Below are 16,307 nucleotides of genomic sequence, written 5' to 3' on the forward strand. Positions count from 1 at the left end.
ACGTTTTGTTAAGTAAATTCTATAAAAGACATTTTTTAAAAAAAGTGCACGTTTTAGATGTAATCATTTTCTTTTAAAATAAAAGAGTTTTCAAAAATATTTATTGTGAACAAGGTTTTAGAAGTATGTTTATCTATTTGTCACTTCACCAACAAAACTGTTTGAGCTTGCATTTTTAATATGAATTTCTATTACACTACCTGTAGAGGCTTCTGTATCTACGACAACAGGTAAAAGCCAAGGGGAACGTCCTACCATTTGCCCTGAGTGACGTCCAGGTTTTTCGATGAGAACGTCAGTTTTTTGACCAATTTTAGAACGCAAAAACGCATTTTGTTGCTCAAGGAGAAGGACTTGTAAATGTTGAAGGCGGGCATCTTTCACAGATTCATCAACATGATTTTTCATTGTGGCTCCCACTGTTCCAGGACGGGGGGAATATTTAAAAGAATAAGCTGAACTGTACTGTACTTGTTGAATAAGTTTAATGGTTTCTTCAAAGTCTTCGTCTGTTTCTCCTGGAAACCCTACAATAAAATCGCCTGAAAAGGCAATATCTGGCCGTGCGGTTCGAATTTTTTCGATAAGATGAAGATAATGAGAGCTTTTGTGTTGGCGGTTCATAGCTTTTAAGATGCGATCTGAACCTGATTGAACAGGAAGATGGAGGTAAGGCATTAACATATCAAGATCTCGATGCGCGGCAATAAGGCTGTCATCCATATCACGTGGGTGGCTGGTTGTGTAACGCAAACGCTTTAAACCATCGAGTTTTGCAAGATGATAAAGAAGATCGCCAAGACGCCAAGTTTTGCCATCAGCACTTTGTCCATGCCAACCATTGACATTTTGTCCAAGCAGCGTAATTTCTTTGACACCCGCTTCGATGAGTTGAAGGGCTTCTTCAGTAATTTGCTCAACGGATCGTGATATTTCGGCACCGCGTGTATAGGGCACAACACAAAAAGTGCAAAATTTATCGCAACCTTCTTGTACTGTTAAAAATGCGCTAACACCTCGTTTTCTTACTGCATGTTTATTATGGGGCGGCAAATGAGCAAATTTATCTTCAACAGCATAGTCTGTTTCGATAATTTTTTTTCCTTGTTTGGCTTTCTCTAACAATTCTGGCAAGCGATGATACATTTGCGGACCAATAACAAGATCCACTGTTGGAGCACGGCGCAAGATTTCACTTCCCTCAGCTTGTGCAACACAACCCGTTACACCAACCATCAGGGGGTTATCAGGTGTGCGCTCTTGACGCATAACGCGCAAACGACCGAGATCAGAATAAAGTTTTTCTGCTGCTTTTTCACGAATATGACAGGTATTAACAAGAATAAGATCGGCCTCATTGGGAATTTGTGTTGTCACATAGCCTTGCGAACTGAGACTATCAGTCATCCGTTGGCTATCATAAACATTCATTTGACATCCATAGGTTTTGATAAAAACCTTTTTCGGAGCAACAGGAGGCGTATTTTTAGGGTTTACTTTATTCATGGTGCATGTGTAAATGTTTTTTACACAAATCTCAATCTATTTACTTAAAAGTTTTTTGCATGATAATTGCATCACCACGACCATTTTTTGAGGGGTAGTAGGCAAGACGTTCAGAAATTTTTTGAAATTCAAAGCGTTGATAAAGGTTCAAAGCAGAAAGGTTTGTGGCTTCTACTTCCAAGAATAATTTTATAGCGCCTTTGTCGTGAAGATGGTGAACTGTGCTTTCGATAAGAAAGGTACCAATTCCTTGTTGACGATAATGAGGGTGAACAGCAATTGTGATGATTTCTGCTTCATCAAGGATGAGACGGCATAGGCAAAAGCCTAAAATTTGATCAGAGCGATCAATGAGAAAAACTTTGTATCCGAAGAAGATAGAGTGATCTATTAAGAAATTATCAAAAGCTTGTTTTTCCCAAGACGGGGTAAAACAATGTTGATGAATTTGATGAAGTGAAGCACTATCATTAACTTGTAGCGGAGCAATTCCAAAATTCTTTTTTGTCAATGAAAATTTGGGCATTATTTTTTTTGTGGTAAAGCAAAATTGGTTTGTTGTTTTGCATCAGCACTGCGTAGATAGAGTGGGCGAGGAGAATTTTTTGATTGTTTGTTTGCGGCAAGATAAGCATAGTTTACAATATCAGCCGCTTCGCAGGGGATTTTTTCTAGGACAATTTTTTCGTTTATTTTATGGCTTTTAATATGCTCCACAATGACATCAGTAGCTGGGCCGGTCAGTCGGGTTTTTTTTGGTAAATCTTCGAGGATATTTTCAATTGTTTTTAATCCCGGCGCTCCCAAAGGTGTGAGATCATTATGAAAATTTTGATGGTAGAACATCTCTCTCCCTGCTTCAATGACAACAGTAATTGCTGATGCTGTACTTTTACTGTTTATTACTTGTGCTGCTAACGCTTCAAGAGCACTTACTCCAACAGCAGGTATTTCAAGTGCTAATGCCAAAGCGCGCGCTGTTGCAACACCGACACGTACACCAGTAAATGATCCAGGTCCAATATTGACAGCAATACGCTCAACTTGATCAAGCGTCATATTGGCTTGTGTCATTGTTTGTGTAATCTGCCCAATAAGTTTTTCAGCATGCCCTTTGTTCATGCGCTCATTGATATGCGCAATAACAGATTTATGACGAATGAGCGCAACAGCACAATAAATTGAAGCAGTATCTATAGCAAGGATAAGCATAAAAATATTTTAGTTGAATAAAACGATAAACAAAAGTCCTGCTGTATTTTTAATCTTTTTATTATCGTATATTTCATTTGTAAGAAAGTTACTAGTGCCAATAAGCAACAATATCTTTTTATGGGATAGAACGAGATGTTGATTTAATCCCTATTTGTTTTCACTTTTTGAATGAGTACCTTGAATATTGTAAGATTCTCTTATTTCAAATCTACTTATGGTGAGACAATTAAAGTTATTAGCTTGTATATTACAAGCGGAATTAGGGTGTGAATAAAAACTGTTGAAGAAAAGAATAAAAACTCCTTTCACGAATCGTTTAAATGTAAGGATTGTCACAAACATTTTGAGCTATCAAATAGTATGATGATGCCATTTGTATTCCATAGTAAGTAAAAGTAAGTTAAAAGGGGGAAAGCCATGACCCCACATTTTTTCCCAATAAGAGCATATTCTATCAGTCTTTATATAAAAACTTCAGCGTAATGAGAGCAGATGAAAGAAATGGCATTGTTTTGCATGAGTTACGTATTTTAATACTACGCCGTTGCAAATCATTATGGACTGAAAAGCAAATTTGACAGTTTTCACTTAAATATCAGCTCTTTTAATTTTTTGTATAGAATAATGAGCAGTATTTTAGAACTTTTTCTGGTTGTATGAAAGAACTGATTTTAATATTAGTGAACCTTTGGATTGATTGCATGCTCCATTGAAAAATAATAATAAATGCATATTTCAAAATGTTATATGGTTCAGATCAATCAATCCTATCATGATAAGGCTACACGCGCCAAGAAGGAGTATGGAGGAAGTTGAAGCTAAAATAACGCGCCATCCTGCTTTTTTTAATGAGCGGATATCAACACCTAATCCTAAAGCTGCCATTGAAATGACCGTGAACAGTTGAGCAATAAGTCTGATCGGGTTTATAGCCGTTTCAGGAATAAGTCCGCTTGAACGAATAAGCATCATGATAATAAAACCGATGATAAACCATGGGACGAGAGTATGTAGACGAAAATGTGTTTGTGCTGATCGACGATAGATGATGGATAGGATAAAAATAACAGGGCCCAACATTAAAACCCGCACCAATTTGACAATTGTTGCAATTTGAACGCTCACGAAAGATATTGGCGCTGTTGCTGCTAAGACCTGTGGTACAGCATAAACAACCATGCCAGCAAGCACACCGTATTGGTTAAATGATAAATTCAAAAGTGGGTGTAAAAAAGGGAGAAATAAAATAATAAGAACCCCTAAAAGAGCGGTAAAAGCAATTGCTGCCGCTACATCTTCATGTTTAGCATGAATGACAGGGGCAGTTGCAACGATAGCTGAATTGCCACAAATGGCATTACCACAAGCGACCAGCATTGCTAAATTTGCAGAAAGTCCAAAAAGTCTGCCTATAACAAAACTAATGAGGATCGTTATAAATATAACGAATACGATGCTTGCAAGCAAATTCCAACCGGCTGAAAGAACAGCACGGATGCTAATGCTTGCCCCTAAAAGAACAATAGCAATTTCAAGAAGCGTTTTTGCACAAAAGACTATACCTTTTTGGAAATATTTGGGCAGATTAAAACAGCTACGAGTAATTGATCCTAAAAGAATTGCCAAAACAAGGCTTTCAAGCCACGCTTCTGCGAAAAACTGTTTTTCTATTACTTCTAAACCATAAGCTAAGGCAGATATGAGCAGGCATAATAGAATACCTGGACCAAGGTCGTTCAAAAATGAGAGTTTTTTCTTTGACATTTTAATATTCCCCCGTCATTAAAGAGCTAAAGGTGAAGAGGAAAAAGTTTTAGAGATTTGTTCGTGCTTGTACAGCTGCTGCTAAAGTTCCATCATCAAGATAATCAAGCTCGCCTCCTACAGGAACACCATGAGCAAGTCGCGTAATTTTAACGGAGAAGTTAGAGAGCTGATCGGTGATATAGTGAGCAGTTGTTTGACCTTCGACAGTCGCATTGACAGCAAGAATAATTTCCGTAATAGGATTTTGTACAACACGTTGTATTAAGGTGGCAATGTTGAGTTCGTCAGGACCTATTCCATCTAAGGGGGAGAGTCGTCCACCCAATACATGGTAACGTGCGGCTAAAGTTTTTGCGCGTTCAAGAGCCCACAGATCAGCAATATCCTCAACAACGATGATTGTTGTATCATCGCGGCGCAAATCTGTACAAATTGAACAAGGATCAATGGTATCGACATTTCCACAAACAGAACAAATGCCGACTTTTTCTATAGCTGCTTGTATAGCTGCTCCTAAAGGCTCCAGCAATGTTTCCTTTTTTTTGATAAGATGAAGCGCAGCACGACGCGCTGAACGTGGACCAAGACCTGGTATACGTGATAAAATCTGAATGAGACGTTCAATCTCAGGTCCTGCAATGTATTTAGACATATTTTTGTCCCACGGAAAAATCCGTTTCATTAAAATGGAAGCTTGAAACCCGAAGGGAGCGGTATCCCTGCCGTTATACTTTTGGTTTTTTCTTCTATTGCGATTTCGATTTTTGTTCTTGCTTCATTATAAGCTGCCATAATGAGATCTTCGAGAATTTCAGCTTCCTCAGGTTTGAGTAATGAAGGATCAATTTGAATTGCTGTTATAATATTTTTGCCATTTAAAGTGATATTGACGAGACCTCCGCCTGCAGTGCCGGTAGCTTGCAGATTAGCTATTTCTTCCTGAATCTTCTGCATTTTTTCTTGCATTTCTTTGGCTTTTTTCATCATACTCATCATTTCACGCATAGGAATAGGTATCCTTATTCATCATTGATATCATTTTTATTTTTAAAAATATCAGCATTTTTAAAGGTATTGGGGAGTAAATCAAGATCATTTTCTTCTTTATTGAGTCGAATATCGACAATTTTTGCTTCTGGGAAATGGTTGAGGATTTTCGCGATATCAGGATCTGTTTCTGCATTGGAAAAAAGAGTCTTTTGAATCGCTATACTTTCCTCCTGTAAGGTTGGGCCACCTCCTTCATTAACAAAAGTTATTGTCCAGCGTTTTTCAGTCCATTGAGATATCTTTTTTTCTATATCATGAGCAAGAAATTGTGGGGTATTTTCAGAAAGTCTTAAGGTAATATGCCCAGCTTCAAAAGAAACAGGATGAACAAATTCTTTAATAAGAAGTTTGAAAGGGGCATCATTATGCTGTTCGGCTAATTGAACAATATCGTGCAAAGAATTAATCACTAGAGTTTTAGGTTGAGTAATCTTTTCTGTTGTTTGCGTGACAGAATGCGATAAATTTGCACTCTTTTCAGAAAGATCAATAGATTGAGAATTTTCAAGAGTTTCTGTTACTTCTTGGACGTTGATTTTGTCAGGTTTTTGATTTCTAACTAAATTTTCCGGTTGTAAGGAATGATCTAATTGGTTTTTCAAGGATGTTTTTAAATCTGATTGATCTGGTAATGTATTTGAAACGCTCGAGGAAGCATGGGCTTCGACCATTGTTTCTTTTGTTATATTATCTGCATTTGTAGATTCTTGATGAGAAGAGTTTTTAACCAGTGTGAGAGGTGTTTTTTCTTGCGTAAGCTTTTTTAAAGCTTCATCAAGAGTTGGTAAGTCAGCCGTGTGAGCAAGACGAATTAAAAGCATTTCAGCGGCTTGAAGCGGACGTGCAGTTTGATTAACTTCCTGTAAACCTTTGAGTAACATTTGCCAGTTTCGGGATAAAATAGGAACGGAAAGTTTTTTTGAAAAGTCTAAACTTCTTAAACGTTGTTCTTCAGTCAGTGAGAAATCTTCCACTATTTCTGGTGTAAAACGTAAACGTGTGACCAAATGATTAAAGTCGGCTAGTTCTGTCAATATAGTAAGAGGATCAGCACCTGCCTCATATTGACTGCGTAATTCATGTAATGCATTAACAACATCGCCTTTCATGATAAATTCAAAAAGATCAATAATACGTGCTTGATCCGCTAATCCTAACATTGTACGCACCGCAATGGCATTAACATTGCCATTGCTATGGGCAATCGCTTGATCAAAAATGGATAATGCATCACGTGCAGATCCTTCTGCAGCACGGGCAATCATAGAGAGTGCTTGATCTTCTACTTCTACCTTTTCATATTTCGCAATTTGGCGCAAATGTGCACTCAAAGCTTTTGATTCAATACGCCGCAAATCAAAACGTTGGCAACGCGAAAGGATTGTAATAGGGACTTTGCGAATTTCTGTTGTGGCAAAAATAAATTTCACATGGGACGGTGGTTCTTCAAGAGTTTTCAATAAACCATTAAAGGCTTGTGTTGAGAGCATATGTACTTCATCGATAATATAAACCTTATAACGTGCAGAAACAGGACGATAGCGTATTTGTTCAATAATTTCACGAATATCATCAATGCCCGTATGAGAAGCGGCATCCATTTCTATAACATCAATATGGCGTCCTTCGATAATTTGTGTGCAATGTTCACCAAGAGAGTCTAATACGGTTGTCGGTTGGTCAATATCTTTTGTTTTATAATTAAGCGCACGTGCCAAAATACGTGCTGTTGTGGTTTTACCTACGCCACGAATCCCTGTTAACATCCACGCTTGTGCAATACGACCTTTTTCAAAGGCGTTGGTGAGAGTACGCACCATAGCTTCCTGACCAATAAGGTCAGAGAAGTTTTGGGGTCGATATTTACGAGCAAGAACACGATAGGCTGTTTCTACCGGTACATTTTCCATGAATATTTCCAACTTCGAAGTTCTTTATGCGTACATTTTGATAATACAAAAGCATAGATCAATACTGTAGTCTCATATAAAAGGATTTTTTCTTAATCAAATTATTTATGGGACAATTTGTTAAAAAATAACCAAACCCCTTTATTTGCTGCATAAAAATGCCGCTCTGAAGATTAAAGGCACCTCGCTAAAAGACAGCATAAAAAATAATTTCTTCAGCAAAATAGGAGGTTGGCACGATGACCCGTACCAAAACTCGTTGGGGCTGCTTCTTTCCAGACCTGACCCAGTTGGCGAGCAGTTCGTCCACCACCAACCTCCCAAGTTCATATTGTCGATTTGGAATGAAAAATCAAGCTCAGAAACGAAAAATATCCTAAGAACGACGAAGAATTTTCCTTTGCGTTTAATTTATTGACATATAAACAACAAAGAGATTATGGATTTACCAGTTTTCATAGCAGTAGCTCTTCATATTTATTTGGTATGAAAATATTTTTCGCTTAAGATAATCTGAATGTATAATTATTCTCATTCGCTGAAACATGTAAGAGTGTTAGGATAGATACGTCTGTTCCAAAACTACGAAATTGAATCATCAAAAATTTACAACAGTCAAAGAAGCAAATAAAGTAGATAGATCATGTAATTGGCTAACATTCGAAAGTTAGGGGAAAGAGTGCTATTTAAATCATTAGCAAATATTGCTTTAATGGTGTTGCTCCTCTCACACAAAACAGAACATCCCAAACAGAATAACTTAATGTTCTACATTCACATGCTTTTTAAAGAGCTATTGCTCAGTACTGTTAACTATATTTCAAACCCCGCTCGTAAATAGTATACATACTTCCCTTGAGGTATAAATCCATTGTACACTACCCTCTTTATGCTTAATAAAAGTATAAATTTGAGCCCTCATACTATTAACAATTCCCAATGTTGCGATCCCTTGCACTTGAGAGGCTTTATAAGAAGCATTTTTATTCCTTTTTTAATCGTTTTTACTCACACACCACCCCCATTTGTAACTTTCAAGGAAACGATTTTAATTGATTCAATATGAAGATTTAAGATGGGAGGATCTTACTTTATTTGTGATTGTAATTCAGTATAAAAAATCAAAGTCTTATAATGATAAGTCAATATCTTAAATATCTTATAAGACCACCACCTGATTTCTATAGTGAATGAGAATATCAAATACGTAATATTTTTTCTTTTAACATATACGAATATAAATACTGAGTAGATGTTATCGCTCTTTGCGTGCTTGTTCTTTTAATTAAAAAACATCGATGTTTATCACAAGATGGATCAATATATGAATTTTCATCATTTGAGAAAAGGTTTCATATATTTTTTAAGTGACTGTGCTCATACAAGAGAAGATGCAACATTCAGCGCTATAGAAATAAGGGGGTACTGGTTTTATAAGCGTAAAAATGGTTCTTATTCGATATAAGCGACATTTTATAGTTTCAAATAATTATATTCTTTAACAAGGAGGGAAAAACGAGATGAATTTTTACAAAAAGCTGAATGAGTGTGATTTAAAATGCAGCGAGGAATGCATCTATAGAGAAAATTTTGCTTTTCTGTTTATCTAAGTGATTTGGGTAAGATGTGCTTCATAGCACTTAAAATGAAGCAGCTACGAAGATAGAAGTCATATTCTTATTAAAAAATAGCTTTTATAGTAGAAAATCCAGAACAATTTAAGTTTAGTCTTTTAGTTTTTGCAAAAGTCCTTCAATATCTAATGTTCTGAGCAGCTTAAGGTTTTTCCATATTAGTATAAAAATACCTCTTCAGCGATTAATTTTAACAGCTTATCATGTCGTATTTTGAAAAAAATACCTGAAAAAAGAATAACTCTACTCAAATTTAGATGTTATAGAAATATTATTAATCATAATCTCCTGTGTCACAATTCGTTCCAACAACTTTTTTCTTCGTAATATTTTTAAAAATATAATGTCCTGACGAAGGAAAACTTATATGAAGAGATTTTATATTTTTTAGTGTAAAGACCTTCTTTTCTTTATCATGGGTTATTTTCTTTTCATCATCAACAACAATTCTCAATTTGTTTAGATCAGAAGGGGTAGAGTACGATAAAGTGAAGGATACTTTATTCGGTTTAAAGATACTACAAGAGTATTCAACTCCTTGATGGACAATATCGGATGGGGTGATCACAACACTTTCATCCAGCGAAAAATTCCATTTTCTCTCACAAAAGCCAGCAAATGCAACACTAGAGTAGGCGAAAATATTTGCGGCTAATAATCCTTGCGCGAAGATTTTTTTCATTATCCTTTCCTTTTTTCTAAAGTGAGATGAATCATAAATCAGTTTTTATAAAAATAAAAGTTCAAACTTAATGCTAAAAGCAGGGCTAAGTTGCATTTTCTAGCTTTAAACCATGTTCAGAATGATATCAGTCTAAGAGATTTGAATGCTCTATTATGTATAATAATTTGAATTGTTTTGAGAGTTAATTTGGAAGTTCGTTATCTTTATTGAAATAAATTGTCAGAAGAAATGACTTTTCTCAAGAACCTCTCTTTAATATATAAAGGGAAATATATGGTACAAGCGTTTTTATGTTTGGTTACTGTGTTTTTACATTGATTTTTATACAAGTTGAATTGCTTTTATATATACGATGTTCGATCGTTTTGTGCCGGATAAGTACCGATAATACGCAGTTCTGCAGAAAAGAAAGATAATTCTTCTAAGGCAAGTTTCATCATCGGATCTTCAGGATGTCCTTCAATATCAACAAAGAATTGTGTTGCATTGAAATTTCCACCAATTTGATAGCTTTCTAATTTTGTCATATTGATACCATTCGTTGCAAATCCTCCCATAGCTTTATAGAGAGCAGCCGGGACATTGCGCACTCGAAAAAGAAGACTGGTGATGATTTTTTCGCCATTTTTAGGCTTGGGAACATGTCGTTTGGAGCGTGAAAGGATGACAAAACGGGTAATATTATGAGGGGTATCTTCAACATCCCTTTCAAGAATATCAAGTCCATAGAGTTCTGCTGCGATCAGAGGAGCTAAGGCAGCCTGTGAACGTTTAGCATTTTTTTTAATAAATTTTGCAGCTCCAGCGGTGTCAGCAGAAACAACAGGTTTCCAACCGTTGTTTCGTATGATTTTTCGGCATTGTGCAAGGGCATGCGTATGGCTGTGGACGGTTTTAATTTCGTCATATGTAACGCCGGGCAAAACCATTAATTGAAAATGGATAGGTAAAAAATATTCATCAATAATATAAAGAGATGATTGCGGTAAAAGATGATGAATGTCTGCAACGCGTCCCGCAAGAGTATTTTCAATAGGGATCATAGCAAGATCAGCTTTCCCACTTTCCACTAAATTAAGGGCATCTTCAAAAGTAGCAGAGGGAACAGCATCCATATTGGGGAACATATTGGAGCAAGCAATATGGGAATTAGCGCCGTATTCTCCTTGGAAAGAAATTTTATTGGTTTTTTTAAGTATTTTCATGCTAAAATCTCGCGCACTTTATCGAGATCACGTTGTGTGTCTACGCCTAAGGGAATTGTATCAACTATCTCCACATCGATGCGCATATTATGTTCTAATGCACGTAATTGTTCAAGTTTTTCGCGTTGCTCGAGTGTAGAGGGTTTGAATGATATAAATTTCTCAAGTGCTTCGCGCCGATAAGCGTATATTCCAATATGATGATAAAGAGGACCATCTCCATAAGGTGCTGTGGTGCGCGTAAAATAAAGAGCACGAAGGCGATTTTGAGAAAGAGGTGTACCAATGATTTTGACGACATTGGGATCTCTTTTTTCATTTTCTTCAATGATTCGAGCACCCAAGGTTGCAATATCAGTAAAGCTATTTTCTAAAGGGCGTAGCGCATGAATGATTTCACGAGGCATTATTGTTGGTAAGTCACCTTGTATATTTAAAATGGTATTGTAACGTTGTTCAGGATCAATACGCATTAAAGCTTCATAAATACGATCAGATCCAGACTTATGATCACCTTGTGTTATGATACATTCATGCCCATAATCTGCAACAGCTTTAGCAATATCATTATGATCTGTTGCAACGATCGTACGCCCTATTGCAGCTTTTTTGGCTTGTTCTGCGACATGTACAATCATCGGCTTTCCGCCAATTTCAGCGAGAGCTTTTTGAGGAAGACGGGTTGAGCCTATACGAGCAGGAATAAGAATAATTGGTTCAAGAGCCATTGTAAGATTCCAAATGTCATCTGTGATGCATTTATGATGTTGTGTGTTATAAAGAAAAAGCTTAAACTAAAAATGGTAATGAAACCGTGAACATTTGAGTTTTTATGAATCGCTCGAGATTTATTTATTTTATTTGTGCTTGTTTATGTGTGCTGGTCATTATTGTGGGGATTTCTACACTCAGCAATATAGTTTACGATCATCCTACATCAGCCCAATATTATCATACAGTTGCCAAGAATGATACATTTCAAGAAAAACAAAAAGCACCTGATGTTTCTCTATCACTAAATAGCCGTCTTCGACAAGGCAATTTTGAAAATGGCCGTAAACTTTTTCGCCAATGTGCCATATGCCATACTTCTGGACGCAATGAAGCAGGGCGTGTTGGTCCAGTTCTCTGGGAGATTGTTAATCGCCCTTTGGCATCAGCAGCAGGTTTTGCTTATTCACGGGCATTGCGTTCTCATTCTGATCAAAAATGGGATTTTATCACTTTGGATCGTTATTTACATTCTCCACGTGAAGCTTTTCCTGGGACTATTATGTCTTTTCGTGGAATTAAAAATGATCAAGATCGTGCCGATCTTTTGCTTTATTTACGCAGTTTATCCGATCATCCTGTTCCTTTACCAATGGATAATAATAAAGCGAACGAGCCAAATTAACTTATACCATAGATGTTAATTTTAGAAAGAAGTCTGATTTTTTGTAATTTTAGTTTCACGGTTTTATCAAAAGAGCTCTTATCGATGTTTTGTTAGGGGGAACGTCCCTCATTCAAAACAGAATACATTTAATGTTACATATTTACTCGCTTGTTTTAAAGAGATCTTTTATAAAAATGCACTCTTTACGCTGTCATCTGCAGATTGATTTTCAAGATTCGTTTGCTTCACTTTTTCTACATATGCTTGTCTGTGAAATTATTGCTGAAGGATTATAAATTCATGAGCCGCAGCTTTCTTCTTCTGAATGCAATAATTATGTAATTAAAGCTCTCCATGAGGTTTAACAGAATCTTTCTGTACACATCAATACCCATGTATTTTTCTTATGGACAGAGACAATTGATTATTCTTATACGTGCAATAATCCTAAGCTGCGTTTTATGATGCTTGATGAATAGACGTTTTCTCTTGAGGTTAGAGGTGTAGGGACAGATCATTGATCTTTTATAGTATCGATAACTAAACTATGATTTAGATTATTTATTTACAGGTTATGGTTTGAAGTAAGCACTTTCATGTGAAGCAATTTTTATGTGTAAATAGTAAAATAGAGTTCTGCTGATTATATTTTTATCTACTTCGAAAATTTTTTACACAAGAATACTGATGGCAGCTAAGTTTGCACGAGTCTTTGTTCATTTATAGACGATGACATGAAATTATGCTGATAAGCTATTATAGAGAATTATTTTTTCACAAAAGGTCTTCCATATTTGTGATAAATTTAATAGTTTCCATTGGTTACAGTGTTTCGATGACTTACGATAAAACATCAGTATTTCAATACATATTGCGAGAGTGCTAAAAATTAATGCGCGAGGAGACATAATCATGATTCCCCAAGCTTCTTAATAACTATGGCATTTTCCTTATAATTTGAGCGTTTATAAGTAATAATATTAAATTGCGCTAATAATCCATTGTAGAGAAGAATTTTTCCCACTAAGGGTTCACCAATATTTGTGATCATTTTAATAACTTCCATTGCTTGTAGGGTCCCAATAACGCCAGGTAAAACACCGATGATTCCAGTTTCAGCGCATGTTGGGATAGTTCCGTGAGCCGGAGGCGTGGGAAATAAATCGCGATAGTGAGGATTATTGTCTTTATACGGCATAAGGACGGTTAATGAACCATTAAAACGTTCTACAGCACCACTTATTAAAGGTTTTTTGCATTGGGCAGCGTGATCAGCAAGAAGATAGCGTGTCGTAAAATTATCACTTCCATCAACAATGATGTGGTAAGCATTGAGCAGTTTATCCACATTACTTTTATCTAGGCGTAGGGTGTGTTTTTCAACTACAACATGGGGATTTATTGCTTTTATAGTGGTTTCAGCACTGTCTGTTTTTCTTTTGTTTATTGCATTTGTTTTATGAATAACTTGGCGTTGTAAATTGGAAAGTGAAACGATGTCGTTATCGACAATTCCAAGGGTTCCAACACCTGCGGCAGCCAAATAGGTTAAGACAGGAGCACCAAGACCACCAGCGCCCACAACAAGAACACGTGCTTTTTTTAGCTTTTGTTGCCCTGCACCACCAATCTCAGCCAAAATGATGTGGCGTGCATAGCGTTCGATTTCTTTGTTGTTTAATTTTGTATCTGTTTCTTGTGTCATAAATTTTCTCTTGTCATAGTTCTTTTATTGTTTACTAAGTTTATGGTGCATAGACCAGTCTGCTTTTAGGATAGGGAGGATTTATTTATGAAAATTGCTATTCAGATGGATCATATTTCAACAGTTCGGATTCAAGGAGATACGACATTTGCACTCGCTTTAGCAGCACAAGAACGTGGACATTCTCTCTTCCATTATACACCAGATCGTTTATCTCTGTGCGATGGTTGTGTGATTGCACGACTAGAGCCATTGATTGTGCATGATAAAGAGGAAAACTACTATCAATTAGAAAAGCCTGTTCGCACGGAATTAACAGATATGGATGTGGTTCTTTTACGCCAAGATCCACCTTTTGATCTCAATTATATCACGACGACTCATTTGTTAGAACGTATTCATCCTAAAACACTCGTTGTGAATGATCCAGCATGGGTACGCAACAGTCCAGAAAAAATTTTTGTTACTGAATTTTCTGATCTGATGCCAGAAACATTAATTACCAAAGATATTGAAGAAATAACAGCTTTTAGAGAGACATTTGGCGATATTATTGTTAAACCACTTTATGGAAATGGGGGCGCTGGTGTTTTTTATTTAAAACAAGATGATCGCAATTTAGCATCATTGTTGGAAATGTTTGCAGAAATTTATCATGAACCTTTTATTGTTCAGCGCTATTTAGAGGCAGTACGAAAAGGAGATAAAAGGATTATTTTGCTTGATGGTACACCCGTTGGAGCTATTAATCGAATTCCGACAAAAACAGATGTGCGCTCTAATATGCATGTTGGAGGTCGCGCGGAAAATGTTGAGTTAACAAAACGTGATTATGAGATTTGTGAACGCATTGCTCCAGCCTTAAAGGAACGTGGTCTTCTTTTTGTGGGGATTGATGTGATCGGAGATTATATAACAGAAATTAATGTGACGTCTCCTACAGGAATTCGTGAAATTAAACACTTCTGCGGTACAGATGTTGCTCATTTGTTTTGGGATGTTATTGAGTTCAAGCGTTCAAATTAATTTATTTGACAGAGGACAAAAACATGGTTTTAAAAAAATGATCCATGTTGTTTTTTATATTTGTTATGTTGCAAATGTGAACTAGAATGACCGTATGATATAAATTAAGAGGCTTTGTCCTCAATTTTTAGGGAGTTTATAGATGAGCAGGGTATTATCAATTGGAGTGGGATTGATTTTTGCGCTACTGCTGTCAGCAAATGGAGGCAATGCGCGCGATCAAATACAGATTACTGGTTCATCTACAGTTTTACCTTATCAAAAGATTGTTGCTGAGACATTTGGAGAAATTTATCCCCATTTTAAGGTTCCTGTTATCGAATCGGGTGGAACAGGAGCTGGTATTAAGGAATTCTGCCGTGGTATTGGGGAGAACACCGTTGATATTGTTAATGCTTCGCGAGCCATGAAACCGAGTGAATTACAGTCTTGTGTTGATGCTGGTGTAAAAGATGTTGAGGAAATACGTATTGGGTATGATGGTATTGTTTTTGCAACAGATATTAAAGGTCCTGATTGGAAATTAAAGCCAGTAGATGTTTATAAAGCTCTTGCTGCTCGAATTATTATAGATGGAAAGTTGCAACCGAATAATGTTTTGAAATGGAGTGCAGTTAATAGTGCTCTTCCTGATTGGACGATAGCAGCGTATATTCCTGGAGAGAAGCATGGGACGCGTGAAGTTTTTGAGGAAAAATTACTTACTGAGGGGTGTAAAGAGAGTGGGGCAGTTGAGGTGATGAAGTCTTTAGGAATGGATGATAAGGAGATACACACTGCTTGTATTGCGGTACGTAAGGATGGAAAAGCGGTTGATATTGATGGTGATTATTCTGAAACATTTGCGCGTCTAACTTCTAATAAAACAGGGGTTGGTATTTTTGGTTTGTCTTTTTATCAAAATAATGCTGATAGGCTAAAGGTTGCCGATATTAACGGTTTTGCGCCAACAGTTGAGACGATTTCTAGTGGACAATATCCAGTTTCTCGACCGCTTTTTTTCTATATTAAGAAAGCACATTTAGATATTGTTTCAGGTTTGCGAGAGTATGTTGACTTTTTTCTTTCTGATCAAATGATTGGTCCAGATGGTCCTTTGGCTGAATATGGTTTGATTGTTTCTCCTGAAAAGGAGCGTCAAGCACAGCGTTCTGATTTTTCTACTGGTCGAGTAATGACATTGAAATAATTTGCAGGGAATAATTGGTTGGATTTCTGGGATAGGA

General features: G+C 36.5%; 14 protein-coding genes and 1 other RNA gene. 3 read left to right on the forward strand and 12 right to left on the reverse strand.

The features are described from left to right. Window positions 1–129 precede the first annotated feature (129 nt). From miaB to ACFIK8_RS03625, 11 genes are all read right to left on the reverse strand, one after another. Complete coding sequence (gene miaB, locus ACFIK8_RS03575) at window positions 130–1,506, reverse strand: tRNA (N6-isopentenyl adenosine(37)-C2)-methylthiotransferase MiaB (RefSeq protein WP_375635983.1); 1,377 nt, start codon at window positions 1,504–1,506, stop codon at window positions 130–132. Between the two features lie 40 nt (window positions 1,507–1,546). Beyond that, window positions 1,547–2,032, reverse strand: a complete 486-nt coding sequence (gene rimI, locus ACFIK8_RS03580; RefSeq protein ID WP_375635982.1) for a ribosomal protein S18-alanine N-acetyltransferase — start codon at window positions 2,030–2,032, stop codon at window positions 1,547–1,549. Beyond that, window positions 2,032–2,718, reverse strand: a complete 687-nt coding sequence (gene tsaB, locus ACFIK8_RS03585) for a tRNA (adenosine(37)-N6)-threonylcarbamoyltransferase complex dimerization subunit type 1 TsaB (protein WP_375635981.1) — start codon at window positions 2,716–2,718, stop codon at window positions 2,032–2,034. Before tsaB ends, rimI begins: the two co-directional genes overlap by 1 nt. A 738-nt stretch (window positions 2,719–3,456) precedes the next feature. Further along, window positions 3,457–4,485 carry a YeiH family protein gene (locus ACFIK8_RS03590; RefSeq protein WP_375635980.1) on the reverse strand — a complete coding sequence of 343 codons (1,029 nt, stop codon included), beginning with the start codon at window positions 4,483–4,485 and terminating at the stop codon, window positions 3,457–3,459. 49 nt (window positions 4,486–4,534) lie between these two features. Continuing rightward, window positions 4,535–5,140 carry a recombination mediator RecR gene (gene recR, locus ACFIK8_RS03595; RefSeq protein ID WP_012754642.1) on the reverse strand — a complete coding sequence of 202 codons (606 nt, stop codon included), beginning with the start codon at window positions 5,138–5,140 and terminating at the stop codon, window positions 4,535–4,537. A 29-nt stretch (window positions 5,141–5,169) separates the two neighbouring features. Beyond that, window positions 5,170–5,493: a YbaB/EbfC family nucleoid-associated protein gene (locus tag ACFIK8_RS03600; protein ID WP_012754643.1), complete on the reverse strand. Its 324-nt coding sequence runs from the start codon at window positions 5,491–5,493 to the stop codon at window positions 5,170–5,172. Window positions 5,494–5,507: 14 nt separating this feature from the next. Next, window positions 5,508–7,448, reverse strand: a complete 1,941-nt coding sequence (locus tag ACFIK8_RS03605; protein WP_375647131.1) for a DNA polymerase III subunit gamma/tau — start codon at window positions 7,446–7,448, stop codon at window positions 5,508–5,510. A gap of 223 nt (window positions 7,449–7,671) precedes the next feature. Beyond that, an RNA gene (ffs, locus tag ACFIK8_RS03610) (signal recognition particle sRNA small type) lies at window positions 7,672–7,769 on the reverse strand. A gap of 1,587 nt (window positions 7,770–9,356) precedes the next feature. Continuing rightward, complete coding sequence (locus ACFIK8_RS03615) at window positions 9,357–9,764, reverse strand: hypothetical protein (RefSeq protein WP_375668969.1); 408 nt, start codon at window positions 9,762–9,764, stop codon at window positions 9,357–9,359. 344 nt (window positions 9,765–10,108) lie between these two features. Beyond that, window positions 10,109–10,972 (reverse strand): prephenate dehydratase, encoded by an 864-nt coding sequence (locus tag ACFIK8_RS03620; RefSeq protein ID WP_375635977.1) that lies wholly within the window; start codon window positions 10,970–10,972, stop codon window positions 10,109–10,111. Then, window positions 10,969–11,700, reverse strand: a complete 732-nt coding sequence (locus ACFIK8_RS03625; RefSeq protein WP_375635976.1) for a 3-deoxy-manno-octulosonate cytidylyltransferase — start codon at window positions 11,698–11,700, stop codon at window positions 10,969–10,971. Before ACFIK8_RS03625 ends, ACFIK8_RS03620 begins: the two co-directional genes overlap by 4 nt. A gap of 104 nt (window positions 11,701–11,804) precedes the next feature. Here ACFIK8_RS03625 and ACFIK8_RS03630 point away from each other — a divergent pair, with 104 nt between their 5' ends. Next, on the forward strand, window positions 11,805–12,368 hold the full coding sequence (locus tag ACFIK8_RS03630; protein ID WP_375635975.1) for a c-type cytochrome: 564 nt from the start codon (window positions 11,805–11,807) through the stop codon (window positions 12,366–12,368). An 892-nt stretch (window positions 12,369–13,260) separates the two neighbouring features. Here ACFIK8_RS03630 and ACFIK8_RS03635 read toward each other — a convergent pair. Next, complete coding sequence (locus ACFIK8_RS03635; protein ID WP_375635974.1) at window positions 13,261–14,055, reverse strand: molybdopterin-synthase adenylyltransferase MoeB; 795 nt, start codon at window positions 14,053–14,055, stop codon at window positions 13,261–13,263. 87 nt (window positions 14,056–14,142) lie between these two features. Here ACFIK8_RS03635 and gshB point away from each other — a divergent pair, with 87 nt between their 5' ends. Both gshB and ACFIK8_RS03645 read left to right on the forward strand, forming a co-directional pair. Then, window positions 14,143–15,081, forward strand: coding sequence for a glutathione synthase (gshB, locus tag ACFIK8_RS03640; RefSeq protein ID WP_375635973.1), 939 nt, complete (start codon window positions 14,143–14,145; stop codon window positions 15,079–15,081). Window positions 15,082–15,223: 142 nt separating this feature from the next. Next, window positions 15,224–16,270: a PstS family phosphate ABC transporter substrate-binding protein gene (locus tag ACFIK8_RS03645; RefSeq protein WP_375635972.1), complete on the forward strand. Its 1,047-nt coding sequence runs from the start codon at window positions 15,224–15,226 to the stop codon at window positions 16,268–16,270. Window positions 16,271–16,307: the final 37 nt, after the last annotated feature.

The organism is Bartonella sp. MR168JLCBS (assembly GCF_042194175.1).

What these genes read in the sequence shown, in the direction of transcription:
- miaB (WP_375635983.1), bottom strand. Translation starts at nt 1,506, where the DNA reads ATGAATAAAGTAAACCCTAAAAATACGCCTCCTGTTGCTCCGAAAAAG.
- rimI (WP_375635982.1), bottom strand. Translation starts at nt 2,032, where the DNA reads ATGCCCAAATTTTCATTGACAAAAAAGAATTTTGGAATTGCTCCGCTA.
- tsaB (WP_375635981.1), bottom strand. Translation starts at nt 2,718, where the DNA reads ATGCTTATCCTTGCTATAGATACTGCTTCAATTTATTGTGCTGTTGCG.
- ACFIK8_RS03590 (WP_375635980.1), bottom strand. Translation starts at nt 4,485, where the DNA reads ATGTCAAAGAAAAAACTCTCATTTTTGAACGACCTTGGTCCAGGTATT.
- recR (WP_012754642.1), bottom strand. Translation starts at nt 5,140, where the DNA reads ATGTCTAAATACATTGCAGGACCTGAGATTGAACGTCTCATTCAGATT.
- ACFIK8_RS03600 (WP_012754643.1), bottom strand. Translation starts at nt 5,493, where the DNA reads ATGCGTGAAATGATGAGTATGATGAAAAAAGCCAAAGAAATGCAAGAA.
- ACFIK8_RS03605 (WP_375647131.1), bottom strand. Translation starts at nt 7,448, where the DNA reads ATGGAAAATGTACCGGTAGAAACAGCCTATCGTGTTCTTGCTCGTAAA.
- ACFIK8_RS03615 (WP_375668969.1), bottom strand. Translation starts at nt 9,764, where the DNA reads ATGAAAAAAATCTTCGCGCAAGGATTATTAGCCGCAAATATTTTCGCC.
- ACFIK8_RS03620 (WP_375635977.1), bottom strand. Translation starts at nt 10,972, where the DNA reads ATGAAAATACTTAAAAAAACCAATAAAATTTCTTTCCAAGGAGAATAC.
- ACFIK8_RS03625 (WP_375635976.1), bottom strand. Translation starts at nt 11,700, where the DNA reads ATGGCTCTTGAACCAATTATTCTTATTCCTGCTCGTATAGGCTCAACC.
- ACFIK8_RS03630 (WP_375635975.1), top strand. Translation starts at nt 11,805, where the DNA reads ATGAATCGCTCGAGATTTATTTATTTTATTTGTGCTTGTTTATGTGTG.
- ACFIK8_RS03635 (WP_375635974.1), bottom strand. Translation starts at nt 14,055, where the DNA reads ATGACACAAGAAACAGATACAAAATTAAACAACAAAGAAATCGAACGC.
- gshB (WP_375635973.1), top strand. Translation starts at nt 14,143, where the DNA reads ATGAAAATTGCTATTCAGATGGATCATATTTCAACAGTTCGGATTCAA.
- ACFIK8_RS03645 (WP_375635972.1), top strand. Translation starts at nt 15,224, where the DNA reads ATGAGCAGGGTATTATCAATTGGAGTGGGATTGATTTTTGCGCTACTG.